This window comes from Rahnella sp. R3(2024) (genome assembly GCF_042920125.1).
GTDB classification, from domain to species: Bacteria; Pseudomonadota; Gammaproteobacteria; order Enterobacterales; family Enterobacteriaceae; genus Rahnella; species Rahnella rivi.
Map to the genome: position 1 here is coordinate 4,498,532 of NZ_JBHGBU010000001.1, position 24,597 is coordinate 4,523,128.

A 24,597-nucleotide genomic window follows, 5' to 3' on the forward strand; every position below is an offset into this window, starting at 1 on the left:
TTTTGCGAGACATCGCGAACGAAAACGCTCTCCTCATTCACAACCTGTAAAACCTGTTCAGAATGCCCGTTCGTCAGCGTACGAAACGGCGGAACCCGGCAAAAATGTGAACCCGGTTCCTGTTAAAAAAAGAATCATAAATGATTACTTTCCAATTAAAGGGAGAGTCATCATACTTCACCGCAAGGAAAGCGATTGTGTACGACGTAACCCTGTTACCCGGCGCTAAGAAAACACTCCTTAAATTGCCTATGACGCTCTATGCCGCAGTCGTTGATGCACTGGAAGACCTGGAAAACTATGGTGCTGACCTGCAAGAACCCTTAGTCAGATATGTTGGAAATGGATTACGAGAGATTCGGGTTACCAGCCGGGATGGCCTGGGCAGAGCGTTTTACTTTTTTATGAAGGGGCGGCGTATTTATGTCGTCCATATCCTGCATAAGAAAACGGATAAGACGCCTCCCAACGATTTAGCGCTGGCTATAAAACGCATGAAAACTGTCAAAAGGAATGAAACATGATTGACGATGATGATGACTATGAACTGATCCCCTTTAGCGTTGTGAAAGCGGAAGCGATGAAGAATCCCGAATTTGTCGCCGCGTACGCCGCTCACAAAATGCATAAAAAGATGGTGGCAGATCTTAAGGCCATGCGAATTGCCGAATCGCTGACGCAGGAAGATATTGCAAAACGTACCGGCATCAAAAAGCAAAATATCAGCCGCTTTGAAAACGGTGCTGCTTGCCCCACACTGAATACCGTCAGCCGTTACGCCGTCGCGCTCGGCGGTACCTTTGAATTTAAAAAACTCAGCTGACCGCCTGCCCGTGCGCGCTGTAGGCTGCGATAAACTCCCCGGCAATTGCCACGGCAATTTCTGCCGGGAGTTTGCCGCGCACATCCGGTAAACCGACCGGGCAGCGCATTCGCGCCAGCTGTTCATCCGAAATTCCTTTCCCCGATAACCGGTAATCGAAGCGTTTACGCTTGGTGTCGGAGCCTATCAGCCCGAAATAACGGAAATCCCCCCGCTTCAGGATGCGTTCGCTCAGGGCGAAATCCAACTGGTGATCGTGCGTCAGCACCATGAAATAGCTGCCAGCGGGCATTTGTGCCACTGTTCCTTCCGGTTCTTCATCCACGATGCAGGTGATGTGCGGATCCACCTTCGCAGGAAACTCACTGGCGCGCGCATCGACCCAGGTAATGCGGCAAGGCAACGTGCTGAGGATATTCACCAGCGCCCGCCCGACGTGCCCCGCGCCGTAAACCACCATATGCGGCTGCGGTTGCCCGAGCGGTTCGAGCAACACCGACGCCATACCGCCACAACATTGCCCCAGCCGCGCCCCTAACGAAAAACGTTCAAAACGGCTGGTTTGTGCGCCCTGCTGCAACATCTCGCGGGCAATCGCCGTGACCTGAAATTCGAGGTTACCGCCGCCCAGCGTATAAAATTGCTGCCCGGCGGTGATCAGCATTTTGCTGCCCGCATCGCGCGGCGTGGAGCCCTGATTTTCCACCAGCGTCGCCACCACGCAGGGTTCCCCGCGATGTTGCAGGTCCTGTAAACGGGTGATCCAGTCATCTGTACGCATGAAAACCTCCGTTAGCCGGTGACGCGGGCGGTGGCCGGCTCAGGATAAGTGACAACGTCACCATGAAACATCAACTGATTGACCGCATTCAGCACTCTTTCCGGCGTGGCAGGCGCATCCAGATGCGGATGTACGCGGTAATCCGCCAGGCTGGCGACGGCATCTTTGATCGCACACCAGACTGAAATCCCGAGCATAAACGGCGGTTCGCCCACGGCTTTGGAATGGAAAACCGTGTCTTCCGGGTTCTTGCGGTTCTCCACCAGTTTCACGCGCAGATCCTGCGGAATGTCGCCAATGGCCGGAATTTTGTAGGCTGCCGGGCCGCTGGTCATTAACCGCCCCTGGTCGTTCCACACCAGTTCCTCCGTGGTCAGCCAGCCCATGCCCTGCACGAATCCGCCTTCTACCTGACCGATATCAATGGCCGGATTCAGCGAATCACCGACGTCGTGAAGGATGTCCGCACGCAGCAATTTGTATTCCCCGGTCAGGGTATCGACCAGCACTTCCGCGCAGGCCGCGCCATAGGAGAAGTAATAGAACGGGTGCCCGGCCGCTTTGCTGCGGTCGTAGAAAATCTTCGGCGTTTTGTAGTAGCCGGTGCTGGAGAGCGGCACCTGATTCAGCCAGCACTGGGTGGCGACCTGCTCAAAACTGAAATACAGATCTTTCACCCGCACCTGACCGTTACTGAAGGTAATGTCCGTTTCCTGCGCATCATGAAGGCGCATCAGCATTTCAGTCATGCGACCTTTGATGATCTCCGCGGCGTTTTGCGCGGCTTTACCGTTCAGGTCTGCGCCGGAGGACGCCGCCGTCGGCGAGGTATTCGGCACTTTACCGGTATCGGTGGCGGTGATCTGAATCCGGCTGATATCCACCTGAAACACTTCGGCCACCACCTGCGCGACTTTGGTGTTCAGCCCTTGTCCCATTTCGGTGCCGCCGTGGTTGAGCTGAATGCTGCCGTCGGTATAAACCAGCACCAGCGCGCCCGCCTGGTTAAGAAAACTGGCGGTGAACGAAATACCGAATTTTACCGGCGTCAGCGCCAGCCCCTTTTTCAGATAGCGGTTACTGCGGTTAAATTTCGTGACAACGTCACGCCTTGCCGTGTATTCCGCGCTCTCTTCCAGCTGTTGGGTCATCTCCTGCAGCAGATTTTGCCCGACCGGCTGGTGGTAATGCGTCACGTTGCGGCTGTCGTGACCGTAATAGTTATTTTTGCGCACGGTCAGCGGATCCATCCCCAGCTCGCGTGCAATGTGATCGACAATATGTTCAATCGCCACAATGCCCTGCGGGCCGCCAAATCCGCGGTATGCGGTATTCGACGCCATATTGGTTTTGCAGCGGTAACCGGTGATCAGCGCATCACCGAGGTAATAGGCGTTATCAGAATGGAACATGGCGCGGTCAACAATTGAACCGGAGAGATCCAGCGAATAACCGCAGTTGGCGGCCAGTTTGATGTCGATACCGTGGATCACGCCGTCATCGGTAAACCCGACGTCATAACTGACGTGGAACGGATGACGTTTACCGGTGATCAGCATGTCATCCTGACGCGCCAGACGCATTTTCGCCGGACGTCCGGTCAGATGCGCGGCCAGTGCCGCCAGACACGCTGTGCCCGCTGCCTGCGTCTCTTTGCCGCCGAAACCGCCGCCCATGCGGCGCATATCGACCACCACTTTGTGCATTGGCAAATCCAGCACCGAGGCCACCAGTTTCTGCACTTCGGTCGGATGTTGTGTCGAGCTGTACACCAGCATCGCGCCGTCTTCGCCGGGCATCACGGAGGCAATCTGCGTCTCAAGATAAAAATGCTCCTGCCCGCCAATTTCCAGCTCGCCCTGCAAACGGTGCGGCGCACAGGCCAGCGCCATTTCCGCGTCACCGCGTTTATGCTGATGCGGCTCTTCCACGTAATGTTCCAGCGCCAGCGCCTGTTTCACGGTCAGAACGGCGTCACGCGGCTGATATTCCACTTTCGCCAGCGCCACGGCGGCACGGGCGGCCTCCATGGATGTTGCCGCCACCACCAGCACAATCTGACCGACATACTGCACGGTGCCCTGCGCCATCAGCGGATCGCCAACGGTGAGTGGCGCGATATCCGGGTTGCCGGGCACATCTTCTGCGGTCATCACCCGCACCACGCCCGGCACGGTATAACAAGGTTCAGTATCGATATGCAGAATATCGGCGTGCGCATGCGGGCTGAGCAGCGGCACCAGGTGCAGCTGACCGGGGAACTCCAGCCGGTCATCGACATACACCGCTTCGCCGCTGACGTGTTTATCCGCACTTTCGTGTTTCTGGCTTTTGCCGACGCCGCTCTGTAACCCGGCGCGAAACTGCGCTTCCATCTCCGCCTGAGACAGTGAAGGTTTGGATTCAGACATAGTGAGTTACCCGCATCAGTGTTTCAGGAGAGGTCATTTCGATATGGCAGCGGCGCAGCAGATTTTTCGCCACCTGCATGCGGTATTCGCGGCTGGCGCGGAAATCACTGATCGGTGTGAAATCCTGCGTCAGCGCCTGGCAGGCACGCTCGACGGTGGCCGTCTGCCACGGCTGGCCGAGCAACTGCGCTTCGCAGCAGGTGGCCCGTTTCGCCACTTCCGCCATCCCGCCGAACGCCACGCGGGCATGGATCACCACGCCGTTTTGCACTTCGATATGCAAAGCAGCGCAGACGGCGGAAATGTCATCCTCAAGCCTTTTCGACACTTTATAAACCCGCAACTGACGCGCCGCCGAAGTGTTGCGCGGGATGCGGATTTGTTCGATAAATTCGCCGGGCTGTAACGCCGTTTTGCGATACCCGAGGAAGAACTGATCGAGCGGTAATTCGCGCTGTTCAGCGCCACGCCGCAGCAATAAAGATGCGCCCAGCGCCAGCAGCACCGGCCCGCCGTCACCGATCGGCGACGCGTTAGCGATGTTGCCGCCAAACGTGCCCTGATTGCGGATTTGCTGTGAGGCAAAACGCTCAAGCAACTCGCCAAATTCCGGGAATTCATCATGTAAAACCGGCATGCATTCGCTCAGCGGTGCCGCTGCGCCAATATGAATAGCCTGACCGGTCAGCGTAATGGTTTTGAGTTCGGGGATATGGCTCAGTGAAATCAGCTTCGGCAGGCGCTGATAGCGTTGTGTCACTTCCAGCGCCAGATCGGTGCCGCCCGCCACCAGACGGGAATCCGGCTCAGCAAGATAGCGTTGCGCCAGTTGATCAAGGCTTACCGGCTGTTCAGTGGCGGACATCGCGGCGAGTTTTGCCAGCGTTTGCAGGGCATCAGCATCAAACTGATCCGGCTCGGGGGCGTCACAAATGGCCTTCGCGGCATCCATGATCGGCCGGTAACCGGTGCAGCGGCACAGGTTGCCGGAAAGCGTTTCCTGCACGCCTTCCACCGTGTAAGCGGGCTTATTTTTCTCCATCGCAAACAGCGACATCACAAAACCCGGCGTGCAAAACCCGCATTGCGAGGCGTGATTGTCCACCATCGCCTGCTGAACGTGATGCAGTTTGCCGCGATGCTTTAAATCTTCCACGGTGATCAGCTGTTTGCCATGCACGGCGGGCATGAACGTCAGGCAGGCGTTGACGGTGCGGTACTGCAACTGGTCACCCTGTTTTTCCGCCAGCACCACGGTGCAGGCACCGCAGTCACCGGAGGCGCAACCTTCTTTCGTGCCGCAACGTCCGGCGTCACGGCGCAGGTACTGTAAAACGGTGGTATCGGCGGGCAGATTTTCCGTGTGGATCCTGCCGTTCATCAGAAATTGGATCATACGGCACCTCCTTTTTTACAGCCGTTTAAAATCAGTGTCGTGACTTCATCGATAATGTGTTCGCGCGCCTGCTCATCGCCCTCGAAATTGCCGTACATGTGTTTCACCTGCACCGCGAAATCAGCGTAATACTGCGTCACCGCCCAGATATGCATGATGAACAGACGGGCATCCAGCGCGCGGATTTTCCCCTGCACAATCCACTGCTGGATCAGGTTCTCTTTGCCGGCAATGTTCTGCGTCGCCTGTGGCCAGTATTTCTGTAAATAGTGACCACCGCCGAGCACCTCGCCGGTGAAGATGCGTGAGAGTTCCGGCTGATCGAACGAGAAGTTGAGTTTGTTGCGGATATAGCGGCTGAGCACGTCTTCCGGCTCGCTGACAGACGGGTCAAACTGAATGATGTCGCCCCAGACTTTCAGCACTTTCTGCAAGAGTTCTTCGTAAAGCTCCTCTTTCCCCGCGATGTAATAGTGCAACTGGGCTTTTTTGATCCCCGCGCGCTGAGCGATGGCCTGAGTGGTCGCGCCCTGAAAGCCTTTTTCACTGAATTCCGCAATCGCCGCCGCGTGGATATTCTCCAGGGTACGTTCACGTGCAATGCGGACTTTGCCGCCGGTGTCATTGTTCATCATGCTGAACGCTCCCCCTGCAAAGCATCACGCGCATAGACCTGTTCGCCATCCACATAGGTGCTGTACACATTGCGGTCATCGCCCAGCGTCATCAGCACAAACAGCTTTTCGGCCAGCGTTTTGCTGTTGCCGGCGCGCAGTTTTTGCAGCGCACTGACGCCCGGCTCGAGCACCACGAAATCCGCCTCTTTACCGGCGTTAAAATTGCCAATTTTGTCGTCGAGATGCAGCGCCCGCGCGCCGCCCAACGTGGCGTGATAAAAGGCTTCGAAAGCGGACAGCCGGTAGCGCTGAAGCTGCCCGACTTTATAGGCTTCCGACAAGGTTTCCAGCATGTTGAACGTGGTACCGGCACCGACGTCGGTGCCCATGCCGACGCGCACCTGCTTCTGCCAGGATTTCTGCAAATTGAACAGGCCGCTGCCGAGAAACAGGTTGGAGGTCGGGCAAAACGCGATGGTCGAATCGGTGTCGTGCAGGCAATCCCATTCGCTGTCATCCAGATGCAGGCAGTGCGCAAACACGCAGCGTTCGCCGGTCAGGCCGTACTGATGATAAACGTCGAGATAATGCTGATGTTCGGGGTGCATTTCTTTCACCCACGACAACTCCGCGACGTTTTCGCTCAGATGGGTATGCATGTACACATCGGGGAACTCCTGCCTGAGCAGCCGCACCTTCTGCAACAGTTCCGGCGAGGATGTCGGGGCAAAACGCGGCGTGAGCGCATAACTCAGGCGCTGACGGTTGTGCCAGCGCGCTATCAGCGCGCGCGTGTCGCGTTCACTTTGTTCCGGCGTTTCCAGCAGGGCGTCGGGGGCGTTTTTGTCCATCATCACTTTGCCCGCCACCAGCCGCATATTGATATCTGCCGCTTCTTTAAACAGCGCATCGACGGATTGCGGATGTACGGTGCCGAACACCAGCGCCGTGGTGGTGCCGTTGAGTAACAGCTGATCGAGGAAAAATTTCGACATGCGCTTTGAATAGTCAGCGCAGTGATATTGCTGTTCGGTGGGGAAGGTGTAACGGGTCAGCCACTCGAGCAGTTGCTCGCCGTAGGCGCCGATCATTTCGGTTTGCGGATAGTGAATATGCGTATCGACAAAGCCCGGCAGGATCAGCTTGTCGCGGTAATCATCGATGTCCAGACCGGCGGTTTTTTGCGCCCGCGCCAGCCAGCCCTCGCCTTCCTGCCAGCTGCCCAGCCAGACGATATGCCCGCCGCTGAGCAACATCAGGCCGTCTTCGATATAACGCACCTGCGCTTCAACATCTTCCGGCGTTAACACCGGTTCGCGGATATCAAAGAAATTGCCGCGTACCGCGCGGGTGATGATCTGACTCATGGCATAGTCCTTCTCTGCAACATTCATATTCACGTTTGATAACAGAACATTTGCAAAGCTTATGCCAAATCTGACCAACCGGTCAGACCGTCCGGATGTTTTTTACTTCGGACAGCAACGCTACTTCAGCAGCACTTCATACTGCGGGTTGAATTCGTCGAAGATCGGCAGCGCCGCCGCACCGAGCGCAGGGGTGTCGCTGCCAGACATGCCGAGGCGTATGCGCGCACTCTGCGCATAGCGGCTGCGCACCGAATTATACAGCGGCGTCAGGCGCTTAATCAGCTTCTCCACCAGCGCTTTCGGCATGGTGCCGCCGATGATCACGCACTGCGCATCGAACACACATTCCATAATATTGATGGCCTGCAACGCCGGTTCCACCGCCGTATCCAGCCACTGATCGAAGCGTTTTTCATCCACACTCAGCAGGTCTTCCGGCATCGCCGAGGCCGGATCCAGCCCGCAGGCTTCGTACGCGGCCTGCAAAGAAAGGTAACGTTCGAGGCAGCCTTTGTTGCCGCAATAGCATTCGCGCCCGCCCGGTTGCACCACAATGTGGCCGACTTCGCCCGCATTGTGTGCATGGCCGGTATAAATTCGCCCGTCAGTGAAGATGCCTGCGCCCAGACCGGTACCGATATACAGATACACAAATGAGGTTAATTGCTTGGCGACGCCGTGAAAACGTTCACCAATAGCCGCCACCGTCGCATCGTTTTCCAGCGTCACCGGCCAGCCGGTCGCGGCGCTTAAACGGGCTTCAATATCAACGTTATCCCAGCCGTGCAGCGTGGTCGGCCCCTGTGAGGAAATCCCTTCCACGCCAAACGGCCCCGGCATCACCACGCCGACGCCCAGAATTTTTCGCCAGTCAATTTTCACCTGTTGGCGCATTTCTTGCAGAACCTGATCGATAAGAGCCAGCGTGGGCTCTGGCTGCGGTTTCTGCACATGGAGCAGTTTGCGAAAGCGAACGGTTCCTGTCAGATCCACCAGCACAATCAGCAGCGACTGATGATCAAGATGGATGCCGATGGAATAGGCGCTGTCAGGATTGAGTGTCAGTGGCGTTGCTGGTTGACCACGGCCTCCCGCACGGCGCGGCAGGTGGGAGGAGAGAATGCCCGCCTGCTCGAGTTCGGTGGCAATGTTGGAGACGGTTTGCGGCGTGAGCGACGTCAGCCGGGCAATTTCGGCACGGGTCAGTTCACCGTTAAGGCGAATGGCTTCGATCACCACCCGACGATTGTGAGCACGGGCGTGCTCGAGATTGGTGCCAGAAGTTGTTATCACATCCCTCTCCGCGGTGAAGACCTTGCGGGCAGTATGTGGCGAGTGATTACAGCAATCAAATTGATTTTATAAATAACAGAGTATGAATATGACGGTGGCATCACAGCTTTGAATGTTATTGCCATGTTAATAATAATCGTCAGTCACTATTCACTTTACGCTGTTTTGATATTCGCCTTAAAACCCGGTAGCACAATCCGGCAGGGACGCAGGGACTGGCAGAGTTATGCCTTCCCATTTTTTTTAGCCGATTAAAGCAATCAAATTGATTTAATAAACTTAACCCTGTTTCGGAGAATGACGATGAGCCTACGATTTACCCCTGCGGCCACCCTGTGCGCCCTCTCTGCCCTGACTCTTGGATATTCTGTCAATGCGCTGGCCCAAACCACCCTCAGCGCCCTGTTTATGACGCAGGCGGCGTACAGCGAAGCGGATATCCGCGCCATGGCCGCTGATTTCACTAAGCAGCATCCGGATATCAAAGTGAATCTGGAATTCGTGCCGTATGAAGCGCTGCACGACAAAATCGTCGCCGCACGCGGTGCCGGTGACAAAGGTTATGACGTGGTGTTGTTCGATGCGATCTGGCCCGCCGAATTTAACAAATACGGCCTGTTGCAGGACGTGACGGCGCGTATTCCGGCGGAGGAAAGCAACAAGATTTTTGACGGTGCCATTTCCACCGTGACCTATAAAGACAAACGCTGGGGCATGCCGTGGATCCTCGACACCAAATATCTGTATTACAACAAAGCCATGCTGGCAAAGGCCGGGATCACCACGCCGCCCGCCACCTGGGCTGACGTTGAGAAACAGTCTGCGATCCTGAAAGAAAAAGGCATCGTCAAATATCCGCTGGTCTGGAGCTGGTCACAGTCCGAAGCATTGCTGTGCGATTACACCACCCTGGTTTCCGCGTTCAAAGGTGATTTCTACAAAGACGGCAAGCTGAACTTTACTAACTCCGGCGCCATGAAAGCCATCAGTTACATGAAAGAGACGCTGGATAAAGGGCTGACCAACCCGAACTCCCGCGAGTATCTGGAAGAGGACGTGCGTAAATCCTTCTCCAACGGCGATGCGGCTTTCGCGCTGAACTGGACCTACATGTACAACATGGCCAACGATCCGAAACAGAGCAAAGTGGCGGGTGACGTCGGTGTGATCCCGGCACCGGGTGAAACCGCAGGCGGCGCGTCCGGTGTTAACGGCTCGATGGGGCTGGGCATTGCCAAAGCCAGTGCGCACCCGGATCAGGCGTGGGAATTCATCAGCTACATGACCTCGCAGCCGGTGCAGAACAAATACGCCAAACTGAGCCTGCCAATCTGGAAATCCTCTTATGACGATCCGGCAGTGCAAAAAGATCAGGAGCAACTGATTGCGGCGGCGAAAACCTCGCTGAACGTGATGCTCTCGCGCCCGGTCACGGCGGATTACTCCCGTTTATCCAATATCTTGCAGCAAAATATTCAGGCGGTTTTGCAGGGGAAAACCCCGGCACAGGACGGTATGGAAGCCGCAACCCAAGCCGCTGATCGTTTACGTTAATTTCACGACCAACACCAAAAATACCCGCCATAGCCTGACTATGGCGGGACGGGAAAACTGAATGCTGACATTACCGCAACGTGAGAAACGTCAGGCCTGGTTGCTGCTCGCGCCCATGCTTTTGATGATGTTCTTACTCACCGCCTGGCCGCTTGTCCGTACGTTGTGGCTGAGTTTTACCGATGCCGGTCTGATTGGCGACGGCTCTGCGCCCAACTGGGTGGGCAGCGAGAACTTTTTGTATGCGCTGACCGACCCTGATTTTCGTGCCGCACTCTGGCGCACGCTGTATTTCACCGTGGTGTCGGTGGTGATTGAAGGCATCATCGGCGTACTGGTGGCGCTGTTGCTGAACCAGCCATTTTGGGGACGCAGCGCCCTGCGCGTGCTGGTGATTTTGCCCTGGGCACTGCCGACCATCGTCAACGCCACCCTGTGGCGGCTGAATTTCAATCCGGATTACGGCAGCATCAACGCCCTGCTTTCCCAGCTCGGGCTGATTGATACCTACCGCAGCTGGCTGGGGGATCCGTCTTCGGCGATCAATGCGGTGATGTTCGCGGATATCTGGAAAAACTACCCGCTGATCACCCTGCTGGTGCTGGCGGCGTTACAGACCATTCCGGAAGATTTGTTCGAAGCCGCACGGCTCGACGGCGCATCGGCTTTCCGCCGTTTTCGCAAAATCACTTTACCGGCGATTGCCGCACCGCTGGCCGTGGCGCTGATCCTGCGCACCATTGATGCCTTTAAAGTCTTCGACATCATTTATGTCATGACCCGCGGCGGCCCGCTCGACAGCACCAAAACCGTCAGCTTCTTTGTCTATCAGGAATCGTTCAGTTATCTGCGCGCTGGCAGCGGTGCCGCCTACGCGATACTGATGACCTTAATCTGCGCCCTGCTGATCACGATTTACATGGTGATGTTGCTGCGCCAGCGCCGTTCAGGGAGCACAGAATGAAACAGAAAATCCGGCTCGTTTTACGCTATTTCGCCGCACTGGTGCTGGCCCTCTCGATTCTTGCCCCCCTGCTGTGGATGTTCCTGATGAGCGTCAGCTCAGCGGAAGATCTGACCCGCATTCCGCTGGAATGGCTGCCGCGTCACTGGGATTTCAGCCGTTATGCCAGCCTGCTGACCTTAGAGGCCGGCACGCCGGGCGCGCTGTTCCTGCATGCGCTTGGTAACAGTTTGCTGGTGGCCTGCGGAGCCACACTGGTTTCGCTGCTGCTGGCGATCCCGGCCGCTTACAGCTTCTCTCGCTATCCGGGCCGTGACGGCTGGCTGTTCGGCAGCCTGGCAATTTACATGGTGCCACCGGTGGCGTTCGTTCTGCCGCTGTACTTCATCCTGCAACAGCTGACGCTGCTCAATACCCACCTCGGGCTGATTCTGGTGTATTGCTCGATGATCCTGCCGTTCCTGACCTGGATGCTGAAAAACCAGTTCGACGCGCTGCCGGTGGATATCGAACAGGCTTCCCGCCTCGACGGGCTGCGCTACTGGCAGGTTTTGCTGCGCATCACCCTGCCGCTGGCAAAACCGGCGCTCGGCGCGTCGGCCATGTTTGGCTGGCTGCTGGCCTGGGATGAATTTTTCTACGCCCTGCTGTTTACCAACAATATCGACGCCCAGACGCTGCCGGTCACCATTGCCGGGTTCACCGCCGGGCGCGCCACCGATGACGGGCTGATCGCCGCCGTTGGCATTCTTGCGGCCATCCCGCCGCTCTTTATTGCGCTTTGGCTGCAAAAAACCATGGTCAGCGGGTTAACCGCCGGCGGCAGCAAAGGCTGATTATGAACACCAGGGAATTCTCATCAATGACAACCAGACCGCAGACCCGCGCCACGCTGTATGTGGCGGGCAACATCAACGTGGATTTGATTATGAGCACGCTGCACGCATGGCCGAAAAAAGGCACCGAAGCGATGCTCGAAAGCAGTTCATTGCGCCCCGGCGGTTCTGCCGGAAACTGCGCGCTGGCGCTCTCCGCCCTCGGATCCCCTTTCCGGTTGGTGGCCAATCAGGGCAACGACCAGTTCAGCGGCTGGCTGGCGGGCATGTTTCCTGAGAGCGCCCCAGGCTGGCCGACCTGCGACTGCGAAACCTCGCTGACGTTTGGCGTTACGCACCCTGATCACGAAAGAACCTTTTTCAGCAATCAGGGGCACATCGTGCGCCTTTCCATGCAGGACGTGCTGGCGCAAATCCCTGAAACGGCGCAGGCCGGTGACTGGGTATTGCTGTGCGGCACCTGGCTGTGTACGGCGCTTTATGCTGACTATCCGCAACTGCTGGCCGTGCTTAAGCAGCGCGGTTATCAGGTGGCGGTGGACAGCGGCTGGCCGCCGGAAGACTGGAGCGATGCGCTGCGTGATCAGGCATCAACATGGCTGCCGTATTGTGACGCGCTGCTGCTTAATGAAGTGGAAACCCTCGGGCTGGCGGATGCGGCCACGCTGGATATCGCCGCGCTGACGCTGCTTGCGCAGATGGCGGAAAACGCCTTTTGCGTGGCGAAATGCGGCCCGGAAGGCGCGCGGCTGTGGTCGAAAAACCTGACGCTGCATCAGCACGCGGAACCGGTCGATGTGGTGGATACCATCGGTGCCGGAGACAGTTTTAACGCCGGATTTTTATCCGCGCTGATTTATGGCCTGCCGCCTGCCACGGCGCTGCAATGGGGTGTCCGCGTCGCCGGTTGCGCGATTGGCAGTTCCCCGCGCCGTTATCCTGACTGGCAATCGCTTTTTGGCCTTGTGGAGAAAATCTAAATGGCTCTGGTAGAACTGGTAAAAGTCGCCAAACATTATGGCAAAGTGCAGGTGTTGAAACCGCTGGATCTGACCATCCCTGACGGCAGTTTCACCGTGCTGGTTGGCCCGTCGGGCTGCGGAAAATCTACCCTGCTGCGCCTGCTGGCCGGGCTGGAATCGCTGTCTGACGGCGACATTCTGCTCGATAAACAGCAAATCAATAATTTCGACCCGGCCGACCGGGATATCGCCATGGTATTCCAGAGTTACGCGCTGTATCCGCACCTGACGGTGGCCGAAAATATGGCGTTCCACATGCAGGTTAAAAAAGTGCCGAAAGCCGAGCAGCAGGCCAAAGTGCAACAGGCCGCCAAAGTCCTGGGGATCGATCACCTGCTCAAACGTCTGCCGAAAGATTTGTCCGGCGGCCAGCGCCAGCGTGTCGCCATGGGCCGGGCGCTGGTGCGAAATCCGAAAGTGTTCCTGTTCGATGAACCCCTGTCTAACCTTGACGCCCAGCTGCGCATGGAACTGCGTGCTGAGATCAAATCGCTGCATCAGCAGTTTCGCACCACCACCGTGTACGTCACGCACGATCAGGTCGAGGCCATGACGCTGGCCGATAATATCGTGGTGATGAAAGACGGATTTATCGTGCAACAGGGTGACCCGCTGTCGATTTACGACAAACCGGTTAACACCTTTGTGGCGCGGTTTATCGGCTCGCCGCCCATGAACCTGCTCAGCGGCGTCTTCCGGAATATTGACGGACAGCCGGGCGTGGCCTGCGATCAACTGTGGTTCGCCCTGCCGGAGAAATGGGCATTGCAGGCGCGGCACGCCGAGGGAAAACCGGTCACCCTGGGGCTGCGTCCGCACGACTTAAAACCTGTGCCGGTAAGCACGCAGCCTGCCGCCACATTGCGCTTGCTGGAAGTCACCGGCGAAAGCAGCCTGCTGCACATCGACTGGAGTGGATTCCCGCTGCACGTGCAGTTTGCCGGACGTGCCCGCGTCAGCGCCGACCAGCCGTTGTATCTCGAGGCCAACAGCGAAGCGATTCATTTGTTTGATGTGACAACAGGAGAACGGCTGGCGGAGGAATAAAAGGTAAAGACCCCCGACAAAACGGGGTCTTTATTACTGCGATAACCGGTAAAATTTGATTATTGCAGAAGGTTAAAACTCGCGATCATTTCATTATTGGCTTTCATCGCATGATTAAAGGTTCCTTCAACCATCGCTGATGATTGCTGGTCAGTGAGCTGTGCCTTTTCCGCTTCGGTGAATGGCTGGTTATCCCGCACATGATTAATTCGCTGTTGCGCGGCCAGCACATATTCTTCAATATTTTTAATCAGCTTGCTGTAGTCCTGCGGTTTTTTCGCGGTGTTGGCGGAAGGCTGCTTCATCACGTCAAGAGAGGCCTGTATTTCGCTCATAATACGCGTGGCAGATTCGGCTGAAAATTTATCCTGTACCAGTATCGCATTCAGCTTTTTAGCATTTATCACGATGGACAAAGCATGATAGCGGACATTTTTACCCTCCGATTGTTCGATTTCCTGCAAACGGGCGAGTTGTTGTGCATCGTTAGCGGTATCAATTGCGCTTCTGAATGCCACAGAGTCTGAATTATATGATTTTAGTTTATTCATAAATTCAGCGTGTGAAGTTTTTCCTTTCAGGAAGGCATCTTTCTTATAATCCTCTTGCCGATAATATTGACTCAGAGAATTCATCACCTCACTCAAACTGTTTGCTGACTTTATGAAATTAAGCGCAGCATGATCCAGTTCTGGAATACCCGGTTGCCGTTCAGCTGCCAGTGGCATTTTATTATTACAAAACTCTAATAATTTGCTATTAACAGGACTCATTCCCGACACTTCAGTTTCATTCCCTGCAGGCCCCTGATCAACATCTTTTACCCAGCTTGAATATTGGTTAAAAGAATGATTAATTCCCGCATCCAGCAGGCTGTAGCATTTAATATAGATCTGCAATTTTGCGGCAATGACTTCAGGAGTCGGTTTTTCTTCTTTTTTCTGAGAAGTGGCATCCATCTTTGCTGAAACTGTCGACACGGTTTTGAGCGAAGCATCGGCAGACTTAGTGTCCACTTTTTTATCATCGCAACCTGATAACATAGCTATAACTGATGAAAAGAGCACTGTATATAAAAATTTATTATTCATGGCGAGACTACTTTAATTCCTGTGGGGTAAGAAACAATCGAATGCATTAATGAATGTCGCCTACTTATATAAAATATGAATACAAGGATCGTTCCATACATCGATTAATCAATATTACTGTCAACAGACAGGTCGCATATTATGAGTCAGCAGGCAAGGAAAGTATATTCAATATATCTTCAATTATATTAATCATTCATATTACTGACCTCATACATTAAATGTCTCTTCTGTATCAGACAGATAAAGAGTAAGTCATTATTTATGGCGGGAATGGTGATGATTTAATTTTCCTCTTATTCACCGTTGACGCCACACCCCGATGCGCTATGCTCAGACATTGCCTGTTTCATTAGCGCGCTTACCTTCTATGAGCTTCTTCTCAAACAAAAAATTCTCGCTGCCGCCCGGTTCTGCCTTGCCATTGCTGGTGGCAGGCGCGTTCTTTATGGAAAACCTCGATGCCACGGTGATCGTGACCGCGCTGCCACAGATGGCGAAAGATTTCGGGGTGCATCCGGTGGATATGAATATCGGTGTGTCGGCGTACATTCTGACGCTCACGGTCTTTATTCCCGCCAGCGGCTGGATTGCAAACCGTTTTGGCACCCGCAACGTCTTCTCGCTGGCGCTGGTGTTGTTCACTCTCGCCTCGGTGTTATGTTCCGCCAGCACCAGCCTGCCGACGTTTACCGCTGCCCGAATGTTGCAGGGCTTTGCCGGTGCGCTGATGGTGCCGGTCGGGCGGTTGGTGGTGCTGAAAAACACCCGGAAATCGGATTTGATCCGCGCCATCGCCACCATCACCTGGCCGGGGCTGGTCGCCCCCATTCTCGGACCGCCGCTCGGCGGATTTATCACCACCTATTCCTCATGGCACTGGATCTTTATCCTCAACGTGCCGCTCGGGTGTATTGCTCTGTGGTTTAGCCGGAAACTGATCCCTCTTATTCCCGGCGAAAAAGGCGTGCCCTTCGACGTGACCGGATTTGTGCTGACCGGGATTGCCTGCCTCGGGCTGATTTTCGGGCTGGATAAATTCAATGAAGGGCGTATCGACTGGAAACCTTTCGCGATGATCGGCGGCGCGCTGTTGGCCGGAGCGCTGGCCATCTGGCATTCCCGCCGGGCGGCGCACCCGTTACTGCCGCTGACGGCGATGAAAATCAAAAGTTACGCGGTCACTATTTACGGCGGTTCGCTGTTTCGTATCGCCATCGGCGCCCTGCCGTTTCTGCTGCCGCTGATGTTCCAGCTCGGTTATGGCATGAGTGCTTTTAATGCCGGTTTGCTGGTGCTCGCGGTTTTTGCCGGAAATCTGGCGATGAAGCCTTTTACCTCAGCGATTTTGCACCGCTTCCGCTTTAAGTCGATTATGCTGGTTAACGGCCTGATCAATTCTGCGACCATTTTTGCCTGTGCGCTGTTAACGCCAAACGTGCCGACGGCGCTGACGCTGCTGCTGTTATTCGCCAGCGGCATGAGCCGCTCGATGCAGTTCACTGCCCTCAATACGCTGGCCTTTTCGCAGGTGCCTTCTGAACAAATGGGGGGCGCGAATACGCTGTTTAACACCGCGCAGCAGCTTTCTACCGGGCTGGGTATCGCCATCGGCGCGCTTTCCCTGCGCATCGCCGGACATTTTCTGCCCGCCAGCGACACGTTGCAGACCGGCACGTTTCATATTGCTTTTATCATCATCGGCCTGTTTTCTCTGGCCGGTACGCTCGACAGCCTGACGCTCGACAAAACGGCAGCCGATGAAATACGACGCAAAAAAGAATCTGTAACCCCACCGGCTGTACCGGAAAAATAATGGCGCAGCCAGACTGAAATTACGTATCCGAAAAATGGAGTTAAACCATGGAATACCGTCTGTTAGGCCGCTCTGGCCTGAAAGTTTCAGTTTTAAGCCTCGGCACCATGACATTTGGTGGTCAGGGCAAATTCGCAAAAACCGGGCAAACCGACGTTGAGGCCGCTCAGCGTCAGATAGGATTATGTCTGGATGCCGGTATCAATCTGTTCGATACCGCCGATGTTTATTCAGGCGGTGAATCAGAAGTGATCCTCGGTAAGGCGCTCGGCGACAAACGCCATGACGTGCTGGTCGCCAGTAAAGCCCGCTTCCCGATGGGCGAAGGTCCGAACGATCGCGGTTCGTCACGTCATCACATTTTGCGCGCCTGCGAAGCCAGCCTGAAGCGTCTGAATACGGATTATCTGGATTTGTATCAGTTGCATGAATGGGACGGCCTGACGCCACTGGAAGAAACCCTGCGCGCGCTCGACGATCTGGTCAGCAGCGGGAAAGTGCGGTACGTCGGTATCTCTAACTTCTCCGCCTGGCATGTGATGAAAACGCTGGGCGTGGCCGATGCCCATCATTATATCCGCCCGGTCAGCCAGCAAATCCATTACACCCTGCAGGCCCGCGAAGCCGAATACGAGTTGCTGCCCGCCGCGCAAGATCAGGGGCTGGGTACGCTGGTCTGGAGCCCGCTGGCAGGCGGCCTGCTCTCCGGTAAATATCGTCGCAATCAGGCTGCGCCGGAAGGCACCCGCCATCTGGCAGACTGGGGTGAGCCGCCGGTGCGTGATGAAAGCGCGCTGTACGATGTGGTTGATGTGCTGGTCAGCATCGCCGAAGCCCGTGGCGTTTCTGCGGCGCAGATTGCGCTGGCCTGGCTGATTGCCCGCCCGCAGGTGACCTCGGTGATTGTCGGAGCGCGTAATGAATCTCAGTTGCAGGACAACCTGCTCGCCGCCGGGTTAACCCTCAATAATGAAGAAATTGAACGACTTAATCAGGTCAGTCAGTTGCCTTTGTTGTATCCTTACTGGCACCAGGCGCAGACGGCACCGGATCGTTTGTCCGCAGCGGATTTATCGCTGATTGCGCCCTATCTGAAAAAGTAACGGCAATAAAATGAAACGTAACACGGTCGGCAGAGAGTGCCGGTCGTGTTATTTTTGTGTTAATACTGTGAAGGTCTTTTTGAGTGCACTGAGCACCTTGCTTAAATATTGAGGATTACCGGGATGATTATTTTTGTTACCGGCGCCACTGCCGGATTTGGTGCAGAAATCGCACGCAGGTTTGTCAAAGAAGGTCATAAAGTGATTGCATCTGGCCGCCGCAAAGAGCGTCTGGACGACCTGAAAGCCGAACTGGGAGACGCGCTGTACGCTGTTGAGCTGGATGTCACTAACCGCGCATCCATTCAGGATGCCATCGACAGCCTGCCTGCTGACTGGCGCAACATCGACGTGCTGGTCAATAACGCCGGTCTGGCGCTTGGTCTGGAAAAAGCGGATAAAGCGTCGCTGGAAGACTGGGACAAAATGATCGACACCAACACCAAAGGGCTGGTGTACATGACCCGCGCCGTCTTGCCGGGCATGGTTGAGCGCAATACCGGGCATGTGATCAACATCGGTTCCACTGCCGGTAACTGGCCGTATGCCGGGGGTAATGTCTACGGCGCGACCAAAGCTTTTGTGCGTCAGTTCAGCCTGAATCTGCGCACCGATCTGCACGGCACTCACGTTCGCGTCACCAACATCGAACCGGGCCTGTGCGGCGGTACTGAATTCTCAAACATCCGCTTTAAGGGTGACGATGAGAAAGCCAGCAAAACCTACGACAACACCAACCCGCTGACCGCCACTGACGTTGCCGAATCCGTTTTCTGGGTGTCCACGCTCCCTGAGCACGTCAACATCAACAGCATCGAAATGATGCCAGTCAGCCAGTCTCTCGCCGGATTGCAGGTCCATCGCGAAGAGTGATCTTGCTTCCTGAACCTGATGAAAAATAATGAAAAGCAGCTCAGGCTGCTTTTTTTATTGGTTTATTTTGATGAAAAGCGGCATTTTGCACCTGAATTGTGCTGGTTGTATTTCGCACAAAGAGTTATGATCACCTCACAACACACAGGTTCTACTATGGAAGCCAATTTTGAGAACGGACTCGAATACTTACTGGAACTTAATGGCTGGATTAACTACACCACGTCAGGTTACTGGTGGAAAATTGAAGCCCGGCGCGTACCGAAAACGGTGACGGTTCCCCACGGCATTCGCTATAACCTGACTCTGCATGATAATCACGATCAGCGGGTGTATGGAATGGATAACAGTCATGCAGTGATCTCAGGCAAACGTGGCGTTTATCACGGCAGGTCCGTGACCTACGATCATCTGCATAAGGGAATCAGACAAAAAGGAACGCCCTACATGTTTACATCACCCTGCCAACTGCTTGACGATTTTTGGCAGGCAACAGACTCAATAATCAAGGATGTTAAGAGGTCCGAATGAAAGCACTTATTGGCGTAATGCCGGAAGAGATGGTTCGTCAGCGTATGCTGGCTATCCTTAAGGGCGACTATAAGCCAGCGGCGGATGAACCGAAAATTTGGTACAACTCACTGGCCGCACTGGCGCAGATCCTCAGCCCGGACAATATTGCATTGCTCAGCCTGATGTATGAGCGCAATCCGCAAACCCTGACAGAACTGGCGACACTTTCCGGGCGACATAAGAGCAACTTGTCCAAAACGCTGAAAACTCTCGAGAATCGTGGGTTTGTGAAGATGGTGGCTTTCGGTGCCAGGAAACGCCCGGTCGCGCTGTTTACGGAATTTGATATCCGCGTCGAGAATTTTCCCTCCGCCGCCAGAACGGCAGCCTGACTGACGGGTATGCCACTCACAAAAAAAGGCGCGGCAAACCTGCCCGCGCCCTCTTCTTACTGATGTCTGACGTAACGGTTACGCGCTCAGCCAGCCCAGTTTGATCACGAACAGAATCGACAGCACGATCAGCGCAGAATTCAGCTCACGCCAGCGGCCGCTCAGCAGTTTACACAGCGTCCAGGTGATGAAACCAAACGCGATACCGTTGGCGATGGAATAAGTGAACGGCATGGTCAGCGCGGTCACGGTGACCGGTGCGGCGACCGTGATGTCTTTCCAGTCGATTTCAGCCAGGCCGGAGGTCATCAGCACCGCGATAAACAGCAGCGCAGGCGCTGTGGCGAAGGCCGGAACGCTGCCTGCCAGTGGTGCGAAGAACAGGCTCAGCAGGAACAGGATGGCAACCACAATCGCAGTCAGACCGGTACGGCCACCGGCGCTGACGCCCGCCGCCGATTCGATATAACTGGTGGTGGTTGATGTCCCGAGCAGCGAACCGAACAGCGCAGCGGCGCTGTCAGCCACCAGCGCACGGCCCATTTTCGGGATGTTGCCGTCTTCGTCTGCCAGACCGGCACGTTTGGTCACGCCAATCAGGGTGCCGGAGTTATCAAACACATCCACAAACAGGAAGGCGAAGATCACGCTAATCAGCGAAACGTTGAATGCGCCTTTGATGTCCAGTTGCATAAAGGTCGGCGCGATAGACGGCGGCATCGACATAATTCCGCCGAAGGCTGAATAGCCCAGCGCGATCGCCAGCACGGTAACCGCCAGCACGCCGATCAGCACCGCTCCGGTGACTTTTCGCGCTTCCAGCACCACGATCAGGATAAAGCCCAGCATCGCGAACAGCGGGCCCGGTTTCGTCAGATCACCTAACCCCACCAGCGTAGCCGGGTTCGCGATCACGATACCGGCATTTTCCAGCGCAATCAGCGCCAGGAACAAACCAATACCTGCGGCAATGGCCGAACGCAGCGGCAGCGGAATACTGCGGATAATCCATTCGCGGATTTTAAAAATAGATAACGCGAAGAAAATACAGGCGGAAAGGAAAACGGCACCCAGCGCAATCTGCCACGTGTAACCCATATGCAGAACCACGGTGTAGGTGAAAAAGGCGTTTAACCCCATGCCCGGCGCCAGCGCGATCGGGTAGTTGGCGATAAAGCCCATCAGTGCGGAACCGATTGCGGCAGCAAGACAGGTTGCCACGAATACCGAACCTTTATCCATCCCCGTCGCGCCCAAAATAGACGGGTTAACAAACAGAATATAGGCCATTGCTAAAAACGTAGTCAGTCCTGCCACAATCTCAGTCCGCACGTTAGTGCGGTGAGCTTTTAACTTAAATAGTTTTTCTAACATGAGAAGGAATCTCTTGGTCGCATGATCACTTTTGATCTGGCGATCAAATAGCGCACGCTTGTTATTAGTGTTGTTATTCAAAACACGCCCGCGCGCCCGCAGTGAGGATGCCACAATTCGCCCCACTGCCTGATACTGATAGCGGAACACGAGCTGAAAACGTGTTTTGACGAACCCTGTCATTGCCACTTTGCACATAAAACAACCTGAGGACATTGTTTTATAAAGGGGCATCGCACAATCTAGGAAAAATGAGTGATGCAGTCCATAATAGATATCTCACTTATTCACTGCATAAATTAGTACACCCATGTCGCCATTCTCCCGTTTTTCGCAATATTTTACCGAGGTCGCCCGAACAGGAAGTTTGCGCAAAGCGGCGGAAGTGCTGCACGTCTCGGCTTCAGCCATCAACCGGCAAATTTTACAGGCCGAACAGACGCTGGAAACCCCGCTGTTTGAACGGCTTCCCACCGGGCTGAAACTGACGTCGGCGGGTGAAATCTTGTTCGATGACATTCGCCGCTGGCGAAAAGAATTTTCCCGCACCCGTGAGAGGTTTGATGAAATCCAGGGATTACGGCGCGGTCACGTCACGATTTCGATGATTGCTGCGCTGAGCGAAGGCATGGTCGCAGAACTGATTGCCGACGTCGGCAAGGAACACCCTTATCTGACCTTTGATATCCGCATTGAAGACAGCCGCAATATCAGCGAACAGGTGAGTTCCGCAGAAGTGGATTTCGGTTTGTTGCTTGATCCGGTGGAACATACCGGGCTGGAAGTACGGGCGTTTGCGGAACTGCCGATCGGCATCGCCATGCCGGTCGGGCATGAACTGTCTCATCAGACGTCGCTGTCGTTCAGCGATATCGCCGCTTACCGGCAGATCATTCCGTCTGAGCCGCTGATGGTCAATGCCCGCGCCAAACTGCTGTACAACCGTTATCAGTTGCTGGAAACGCCGTCGATCGTCTGTAATGACGTGCGCATGATGCGCGAACTTATCCGCAAAGGTGCCGGGGTCGGCGTGCTGAGTTTATTAGATGTCCTGCCCGATTTGCAGGAACAGCGGCTGGCGTTTGTGCCGTTGCAGGGCCGTACCGCTAAACCGCTGACGCTGGCTTTGTGCGTCGCCCCGCGCAGGCAACTTTCCCGCGCGGCGCAAATGGTGATTCAGAAAGTCATCGTTATGATGGAGCAGTTAACGCATTAAGCGGCTTTCCAGCCGGAAATAATAATCAGCATTCCCGCCAGCGCCACGCAGGCCCCCAGCCAGTCGGTGGTGCTGAGTTTCACGCCATCCACGACGCGCAGCCACAGCATCGCCGTCATCACGTACACGCCGCCGTAAGCCGCATACACTCTGCCGCTGGCCGCCGGATGCAGCGTGAGCAGCCAGACAAAAGCCGCCAGGCTGAGCGCCGCAGGAAATAAAAGCCATGCGCTGCCGCCTTTGCGTAACCAGAGATAAGGCAAAAAACAGCCGATAATTTCCGCCAGCGCCGTCGCAAAGAACAGTAAAGAAGTTTTGAGCATCATATTTGTCAGGTTTACAGTCCGTAGTTCAATCACAAATCAATGAGTTCACTGTCAGAGGATGACGTCATTGAGCGGGATGTTATAATTGATATATTCGCCTGAGCGATGTGTAAAAATAAAAGGATGAGCTAATGAATACAACGTTTATGTCCCGACTGACCCGCAGCGTATTGCCGGTTGCCTTGCTGGTCATGACAGCGGGCTGGCAGGCCCCTGCACTTGCAGCCACCAACTGCGCGGGCGGAACCTGTGTCTTTGGCGGTACCGGCAATGATGCCATGACCAACGAAGAAGCACGTCAGAGCAAAGAGCAGTGGAATGAAACCCAGCGTCTGCGCGCCATGAAAAACCAGCGCAACGAGAAAGATTTCTCCAAGTACGACAACTCGGTTGATCTGCGCGACAAGTGCGAAGCCAGCCAGAATATCAATGCCTACTGGGAACCGAACACCGAGCGCTGCCTCGATCGCCGGACCGGTCGTCAGTTAATGGCGCCGTAATCTGCTAAACTCATTGATACGTTGATTTTCATAAAAGGAATGAATGATGAAAAAGACACTTTTAGCCGGTCTTGCGGTGGTCATGCTGGCCCCCCTCGTCGCACAAGCTTCCTGTGAAAGCGTGAAGGCAGATATTACGTCGAAAATCGTTGCAAACGGTTTGCCGGAGTCCGGCTTCAAACTGGACATCGTACCTAACGATCAGGCAGATCAGGCCGGCGGACAGGTGGTCGGGCATTGCGGAAACGACAGCCAGAAGATCATCTACACCAAAACCGCGGACGCGGGCGATGAGACAGCCTCAAGCCCTAAAACCGGCACCAGCCAGGACTCTCAGTAGTCTTCGGCAGCACCGGCCAGACGATGTCGGGCTGATGAACGCTAACCGCGTCATCCCCTGACACCGAAATACCCTGGGGAGCTTCTGCTCCCCTGATTCCTTTTCTCCCCCCCATTTCTCACACGCGACCACTCACCCGGCAAACAGCTGATCGTATACGTGCTGAAGATGCCTGCTCATCCGCGCTTTGGCACCCGCGCCGTCACGCGCCAGAATCGAATCCAAAATCCCCTGATGATCCGCGTTCATCTCACGCGCAAAATCCACCTCGGTATAGTGGCTTTCAAGCCGCATAAACCGGCGCGACTGACGTTTATCCCACAGGTATCCCATCATATCGTGCAGCACTTCGTTGCCGGTCATTTCGCTGATCATCAGATGGAAACGGCGGTCGGCTTCGAGGAAAGCGTCATTATTGGCGTTCAGCTCGTTAAGCTCGCGGGCAATCTCTTTGAGTTTCGCGCGCTGGTCGTCAGTGCCGTTGATGGCCGCCAGTTCTGCGGTCATGGCTTCATAAATCTGACGCGCTTTCACTAATGATTGCAGGCTGAACTCCTCTTCTGCGGGCGCGGCGTGAACCACCGGCGAGCCGTCCGGCAGGGGATTGCTGACGTACACCCCGTTGCCGGTACGAATTTCCACCCAGCCGGTGATCTCCAGCGCAATCAGCGCTTCACGAATAGAGGAGCGGCTGACGCCCAGTTGTTTGGAGAGATCGCGCTCCGAAGGGATCATCGCCCCCGGCGAAAATTGCCCGGTCTTAATACAGTTAATCAGGACATTAGAAATCTGGCGATACAGCCGTTCGACTTTCAGTGTAGGTAATTCCATTGTTTTCTCCGTGCTGGTGCTGAATCCCAGATTTGTTATCCCGATCACATTAATCATCGGTTTGATGCTGAATCATATGTTGGTCTGATGGCCTGACCAGCAGACCAC

25 protein-coding genes are annotated in these 24,597 nt (G+C 55.2%); 15 read left to right on the forward strand and 10 right to left on the reverse strand.

Annotated elements, in window-relative coordinates; translation table 11 throughout:
- Window positions 1-197: 197 nt before the first annotated feature.
- Complete coding sequence (locus tag ABSH60_RS20395) at window positions 198-524, forward strand: type II toxin-antitoxin system RelE/ParE family toxin (protein ID WP_390975599.1); 327 nt, start codon at window positions 198-200, stop codon at window positions 522-524.
- Window positions 521-823 carry a helix-turn-helix domain-containing protein gene (locus ABSH60_RS20400; protein WP_390975601.1) on the forward strand — a complete coding sequence of 101 codons (303 nt, stop codon included), beginning with the start codon at window positions 521-523 and terminating at the stop codon, window positions 821-823. The genes ABSH60_RS20395 and ABSH60_RS20400 overlap by 4 nt, the downstream gene beginning before the upstream one ends.
- On the opposite strand, the gene xdhC is transcribed toward ABSH60_RS20400, so the two are convergent.
- The 6 genes from xdhC to ABSH60_RS20430 all read right to left on the reverse strand — a co-directional run bounded on the left by xdhC (window position 816) and on the right by ABSH60_RS20430 (window position 8,688).
- Window positions 816-1,604 (reverse strand): xanthine dehydrogenase accessory protein XdhC, encoded by a 789-nt coding sequence (xdhC, locus tag ABSH60_RS20405; protein ID WP_390975603.1) that lies wholly within the window; start codon window positions 1,602-1,604, stop codon window positions 816-818. The genes ABSH60_RS20400 and xdhC overlap by 8 nt on opposite strands.
- A gap of 11 nt (window positions 1,605-1,615) precedes the next feature.
- A complete protein-coding gene (xdhB, locus tag ABSH60_RS20410) occupies window positions 1,616-4,015 on the reverse strand; it encodes a xanthine dehydrogenase molybdopterin binding subunit (protein ID WP_390975605.1) in 2,400 nt (799 codons plus the stop codon).
- A complete protein-coding gene (xdhA, locus tag ABSH60_RS20415) occupies window positions 4,008-5,411 on the reverse strand; it encodes a xanthine dehydrogenase small subunit (protein WP_390975607.1) in 1,404 nt (467 codons plus the stop codon). Before xdhA ends, xdhB begins: the two co-directional genes overlap by 8 nt.
- Window positions 5,408-6,046: a TetR family transcriptional regulator C-terminal domain-containing protein gene (locus ABSH60_RS20420; protein ID WP_390975609.1), complete on the reverse strand. Its 639-nt coding sequence runs from the start codon at window positions 6,044-6,046 to the stop codon at window positions 5,408-5,410. The genes xdhA and ABSH60_RS20420 overlap by 4 nt, the downstream gene beginning before the upstream one ends.
- Entirely contained in the window at window positions 6,043-7,395 is a 1,353-nt protein-coding gene (gene guaD, locus ABSH60_RS20425) for a guanine deaminase (RefSeq protein WP_390975611.1), read from the reverse strand. The genes ABSH60_RS20420 and guaD overlap by 4 nt, the downstream gene beginning before the upstream one ends.
- A 120-nt stretch (window positions 7,396-7,515) precedes the next feature.
- Window positions 7,516-8,688, reverse strand: a complete 1,173-nt coding sequence (locus ABSH60_RS20430) for an ROK family protein (RefSeq protein WP_390975841.1) — start codon at window positions 8,686-8,688, stop codon at window positions 7,516-7,518.
- 306 nt (window positions 8,689-8,994) lie between these two features.
- Here ABSH60_RS20430 and ABSH60_RS20435 point away from each other — a divergent pair, with 306 nt between their 5' ends.
- The 5 genes from ABSH60_RS20435 to ABSH60_RS20455 all read left to right on the forward strand — a co-directional run bounded on the left by ABSH60_RS20435 (window position 8,995) and on the right by ABSH60_RS20455 (window position 14,114).
- The gene (locus ABSH60_RS20435) at window positions 8,995-10,245 is read left to right on the forward strand and encodes an extracellular solute-binding protein (RefSeq protein WP_122095267.1); all 1,251 of its coding nucleotides are present in this window, start codon (window positions 8,995-8,997) and stop codon (window positions 10,243-10,245) included.
- A 61-nt stretch (window positions 10,246-10,306) separates the two neighbouring features.
- On the forward strand, window positions 10,307-11,209 hold the full coding sequence (locus ABSH60_RS20440) for a carbohydrate ABC transporter permease (protein ID WP_056770501.1): 903 nt from the start codon (window positions 10,307-10,309) through the stop codon (window positions 11,207-11,209).
- Complete coding sequence (locus ABSH60_RS20445) at window positions 11,206-12,045, forward strand: ABC transporter permease subunit (protein WP_390975614.1); 840 nt, start codon at window positions 11,206-11,208, stop codon at window positions 12,043-12,045. The genes ABSH60_RS20440 and ABSH60_RS20445 overlap by 4 nt, the downstream gene beginning before the upstream one ends.
- Window positions 12,046-12,071: 26 nt before the next feature.
- Window positions 12,072-13,025: a PfkB family carbohydrate kinase gene (locus ABSH60_RS20450; RefSeq protein WP_390975616.1), complete on the forward strand. Its 954-nt coding sequence runs from the start codon at window positions 12,072-12,074 to the stop codon at window positions 13,023-13,025.
- Window positions 13,026-14,114, forward strand: coding sequence for an ABC transporter ATP-binding protein (locus ABSH60_RS20455; RefSeq protein ID WP_217203620.1), 1,089 nt, complete (start codon window positions 13,026-13,028; stop codon window positions 14,112-14,114). It begins immediately after the preceding gene.
- A 59-nt stretch (window positions 14,115-14,173) separates the two neighbouring features.
- On the opposite strand, the gene ABSH60_RS20460 is transcribed toward ABSH60_RS20455, so the two are convergent.
- Window positions 14,174-15,205 carry a DUF3829 domain-containing protein gene (locus tag ABSH60_RS20460; protein WP_390975619.1) on the reverse strand — a complete coding sequence of 344 codons (1,032 nt, stop codon included), beginning with the start codon at window positions 15,203-15,205 and terminating at the stop codon, window positions 14,174-14,176.
- A 370-nt stretch (window positions 15,206-15,575) separates the two neighbouring features.
- Between ABSH60_RS20460 and ABSH60_RS20465 the strand changes: the two genes are divergently transcribed.
- From ABSH60_RS20465 to ABSH60_RS20485, 5 genes are all read left to right on the forward strand, one after another.
- Window positions 15,576-17,021 (forward strand): MFS transporter, encoded by a 1,446-nt coding sequence (locus tag ABSH60_RS20465; protein WP_390975621.1) that lies wholly within the window; start codon window positions 15,576-15,578, stop codon window positions 17,019-17,021.
- A 47-nt stretch (window positions 17,022-17,068) separates the two neighbouring features.
- Window positions 17,069-18,124, forward strand: coding sequence for an aldo/keto reductase (locus ABSH60_RS20470; RefSeq protein WP_217203623.1), 1,056 nt, complete (start codon window positions 17,069-17,071; stop codon window positions 18,122-18,124).
- Between the two features lie 123 nt (window positions 18,125-18,247).
- Window positions 18,248-18,997, forward strand: a complete 750-nt coding sequence (gene ydfG, locus ABSH60_RS20475) for a bifunctional NADP-dependent 3-hydroxy acid dehydrogenase/3-hydroxypropionate dehydrogenase YdfG (RefSeq protein ID WP_136376525.1) — start codon at window positions 18,248-18,250, stop codon at window positions 18,995-18,997.
- Window positions 18,998-19,015: 18 nt separating this feature from the next.
- Entirely contained in the window at window positions 19,016-19,528 is a 513-nt protein-coding gene (locus ABSH60_RS20480; protein WP_235533376.1) for a hypothetical protein, read from the forward strand.
- A complete protein-coding gene (locus ABSH60_RS20485; RefSeq protein WP_056770475.1) occupies window positions 19,525-19,902 on the forward strand; it encodes a MarR family transcriptional regulator in 378 nt (125 codons plus the stop codon). The genes ABSH60_RS20480 and ABSH60_RS20485 overlap by 4 nt, the downstream gene beginning before the upstream one ends.
- 78 nt (window positions 19,903-19,980) lie before the next feature.
- Here the strand turns inward: ABSH60_RS20485 and ABSH60_RS20490 are convergent, their stop codons facing one another.
- Window positions 19,981-21,276, reverse strand: coding sequence for an NCS2 family permease (locus tag ABSH60_RS20490; protein ID WP_056771944.1), 1,296 nt, complete (start codon window positions 21,274-21,276; stop codon window positions 19,981-19,983).
- Between the two features lie 310 nt (window positions 21,277-21,586).
- Between ABSH60_RS20490 and ABSH60_RS20495 the strand changes: the two genes are divergently transcribed.
- A complete protein-coding gene (locus tag ABSH60_RS20495) occupies window positions 21,587-22,492 on the forward strand; it encodes a LysR family transcriptional regulator (RefSeq protein ID WP_056770472.1) in 906 nt (301 codons plus the stop codon).
- Here the strand turns inward: ABSH60_RS20495 and ABSH60_RS20500 are convergent.
- Complete coding sequence (locus ABSH60_RS20500) at window positions 22,489-22,815, reverse strand: YnfA family protein (protein ID WP_183848176.1); 327 nt, start codon at window positions 22,813-22,815, stop codon at window positions 22,489-22,491. The two genes, ABSH60_RS20495 and ABSH60_RS20500, sit on opposite strands and share 4 nt — an antisense overlap.
- 134 nt (window positions 22,816-22,949) lie before the next feature.
- Here ABSH60_RS20500 and ABSH60_RS20505 point away from each other — a divergent pair, with 134 nt between their 5' ends.
- Together ABSH60_RS20505 and ABSH60_RS20510 are read left to right on the forward strand one after the other, a co-directional pair.
- Window positions 22,950-23,318 (forward strand): DUF1283 family protein, encoded by a 369-nt coding sequence (locus ABSH60_RS20505; RefSeq protein ID WP_056770469.1) that lies wholly within the window; start codon window positions 22,950-22,952, stop codon window positions 23,316-23,318.
- A 46-nt stretch (window positions 23,319-23,364) separates the two neighbouring features.
- Window positions 23,365-23,658, forward strand: coding sequence for a DUF1161 domain-containing protein (locus ABSH60_RS20510; RefSeq protein WP_056770466.1), 294 nt, complete (start codon window positions 23,365-23,367; stop codon window positions 23,656-23,658).
- 132 nt (window positions 23,659-23,790) lie between these two features.
- Here ABSH60_RS20510 and ABSH60_RS20515 read toward each other — a convergent pair whose 3' ends face one another.
- Window positions 23,791-24,489, reverse strand: a complete 699-nt coding sequence (locus ABSH60_RS20515) for a FadR/GntR family transcriptional regulator (RefSeq protein WP_056771936.1) — start codon at window positions 24,487-24,489, stop codon at window positions 23,791-23,793.
- Window positions 24,490-24,597 lie beyond the last annotated feature (108 nt).

Coding starts and splice junctions, on each gene's coding strand:
- ABSH60_RS20400 (WP_390975601.1), top strand. CDS start 521: ATGATTGACGATGATGATGACTATGAACTGATCCCCTTTAGCGTTGTG.
- xdhC (WP_390975603.1), bottom strand. CDS start 1,604: ATGCGTACAGATGACTGGATCACCCGTTTACAGGACCTGCAACATCGC.
- xdhB (WP_390975605.1), bottom strand. CDS start 4,015: ATGTCTGAATCCAAACCTTCACTGTCTCAGGCGGAGATGGAAGCGCAG.
- xdhA (WP_390975607.1), bottom strand. CDS start 5,411: ATGATCCAATTTCTGATGAACGGCAGGATCCACACGGAAAATCTGCCC.
- ABSH60_RS20420 (WP_390975609.1), bottom strand. CDS start 6,046: ATGATGAACAATGACACCGGCGGCAAAGTCCGCATTGCACGTGAACGT.
- guaD (WP_390975611.1), bottom strand. CDS start 7,395: ATGAGTCAGATCATCACCCGCGCGGTACGCGGCAATTTCTTTGATATC.
- ABSH60_RS20435 (WP_122095267.1), top strand. CDS start 8,995: ATGAGCCTACGATTTACCCCTGCGGCCACCCTGTGCGCCCTCTCTGCC.
- ABSH60_RS20440 (WP_056770501.1), top strand. CDS start 10,307: ATGCTGACATTACCGCAACGTGAGAAACGTCAGGCCTGGTTGCTGCTC.
- ABSH60_RS20445 (WP_390975614.1), top strand. CDS start 11,206: ATGAAACAGAAAATCCGGCTCGTTTTACGCTATTTCGCCGCACTGGTG.
- ABSH60_RS20450 (WP_390975616.1), top strand. CDS start 12,072: ATGACAACCAGACCGCAGACCCGCGCCACGCTGTATGTGGCGGGCAAC.
- ABSH60_RS20455 (WP_217203620.1), top strand. CDS start 13,026: ATGGCTCTGGTAGAACTGGTAAAAGTCGCCAAACATTATGGCAAAGTG.
- ABSH60_RS20460 (WP_390975619.1), bottom strand. CDS start 15,205: ATGAATAATAAATTTTTATATACAGTGCTCTTTTCATCAGTTATAGCT.
- ABSH60_RS20465 (WP_390975621.1), top strand. CDS start 15,576: ATGAGCTTCTTCTCAAACAAAAAATTCTCGCTGCCGCCCGGTTCTGCC.
- ABSH60_RS20470 (WP_217203623.1), top strand. CDS start 17,069: ATGGAATACCGTCTGTTAGGCCGCTCTGGCCTGAAAGTTTCAGTTTTA.
- ydfG (WP_136376525.1), top strand. CDS start 18,248: ATGATTATTTTTGTTACCGGCGCCACTGCCGGATTTGGTGCAGAAATC.
- ABSH60_RS20480 (WP_235533376.1), top strand. CDS start 19,016: ATGAAAAATAATGAAAAGCAGCTCAGGCTGCTTTTTTTATTGGTTTAT.
- ABSH60_RS20485 (WP_056770475.1), top strand. CDS start 19,525: ATGAAAGCACTTATTGGCGTAATGCCGGAAGAGATGGTTCGTCAGCGT.
- ABSH60_RS20490 (WP_056771944.1), bottom strand. CDS start 21,276: ATGTTAGAAAAACTATTTAAGTTAAAAGCTCACCGCACTAACGTGCGG.
- ABSH60_RS20495 (WP_056770472.1), top strand. CDS start 21,587: ATGTCGCCATTCTCCCGTTTTTCGCAATATTTTACCGAGGTCGCCCGA.
- ABSH60_RS20500 (WP_183848176.1), bottom strand. CDS start 22,815: ATGCTCAAAACTTCTTTACTGTTCTTTGCGACGGCGCTGGCGGAAATT.
- ABSH60_RS20505 (WP_056770469.1), top strand. CDS start 22,950: ATGAATACAACGTTTATGTCCCGACTGACCCGCAGCGTATTGCCGGTT.
- ABSH60_RS20510 (WP_056770466.1), top strand. CDS start 23,365: ATGAAAAAGACACTTTTAGCCGGTCTTGCGGTGGTCATGCTGGCCCCC.
- ABSH60_RS20515 (WP_056771936.1), bottom strand. CDS start 24,489: ATGGAATTACCTACACTGAAAGTCGAACGGCTGTATCGCCAGATTTCT.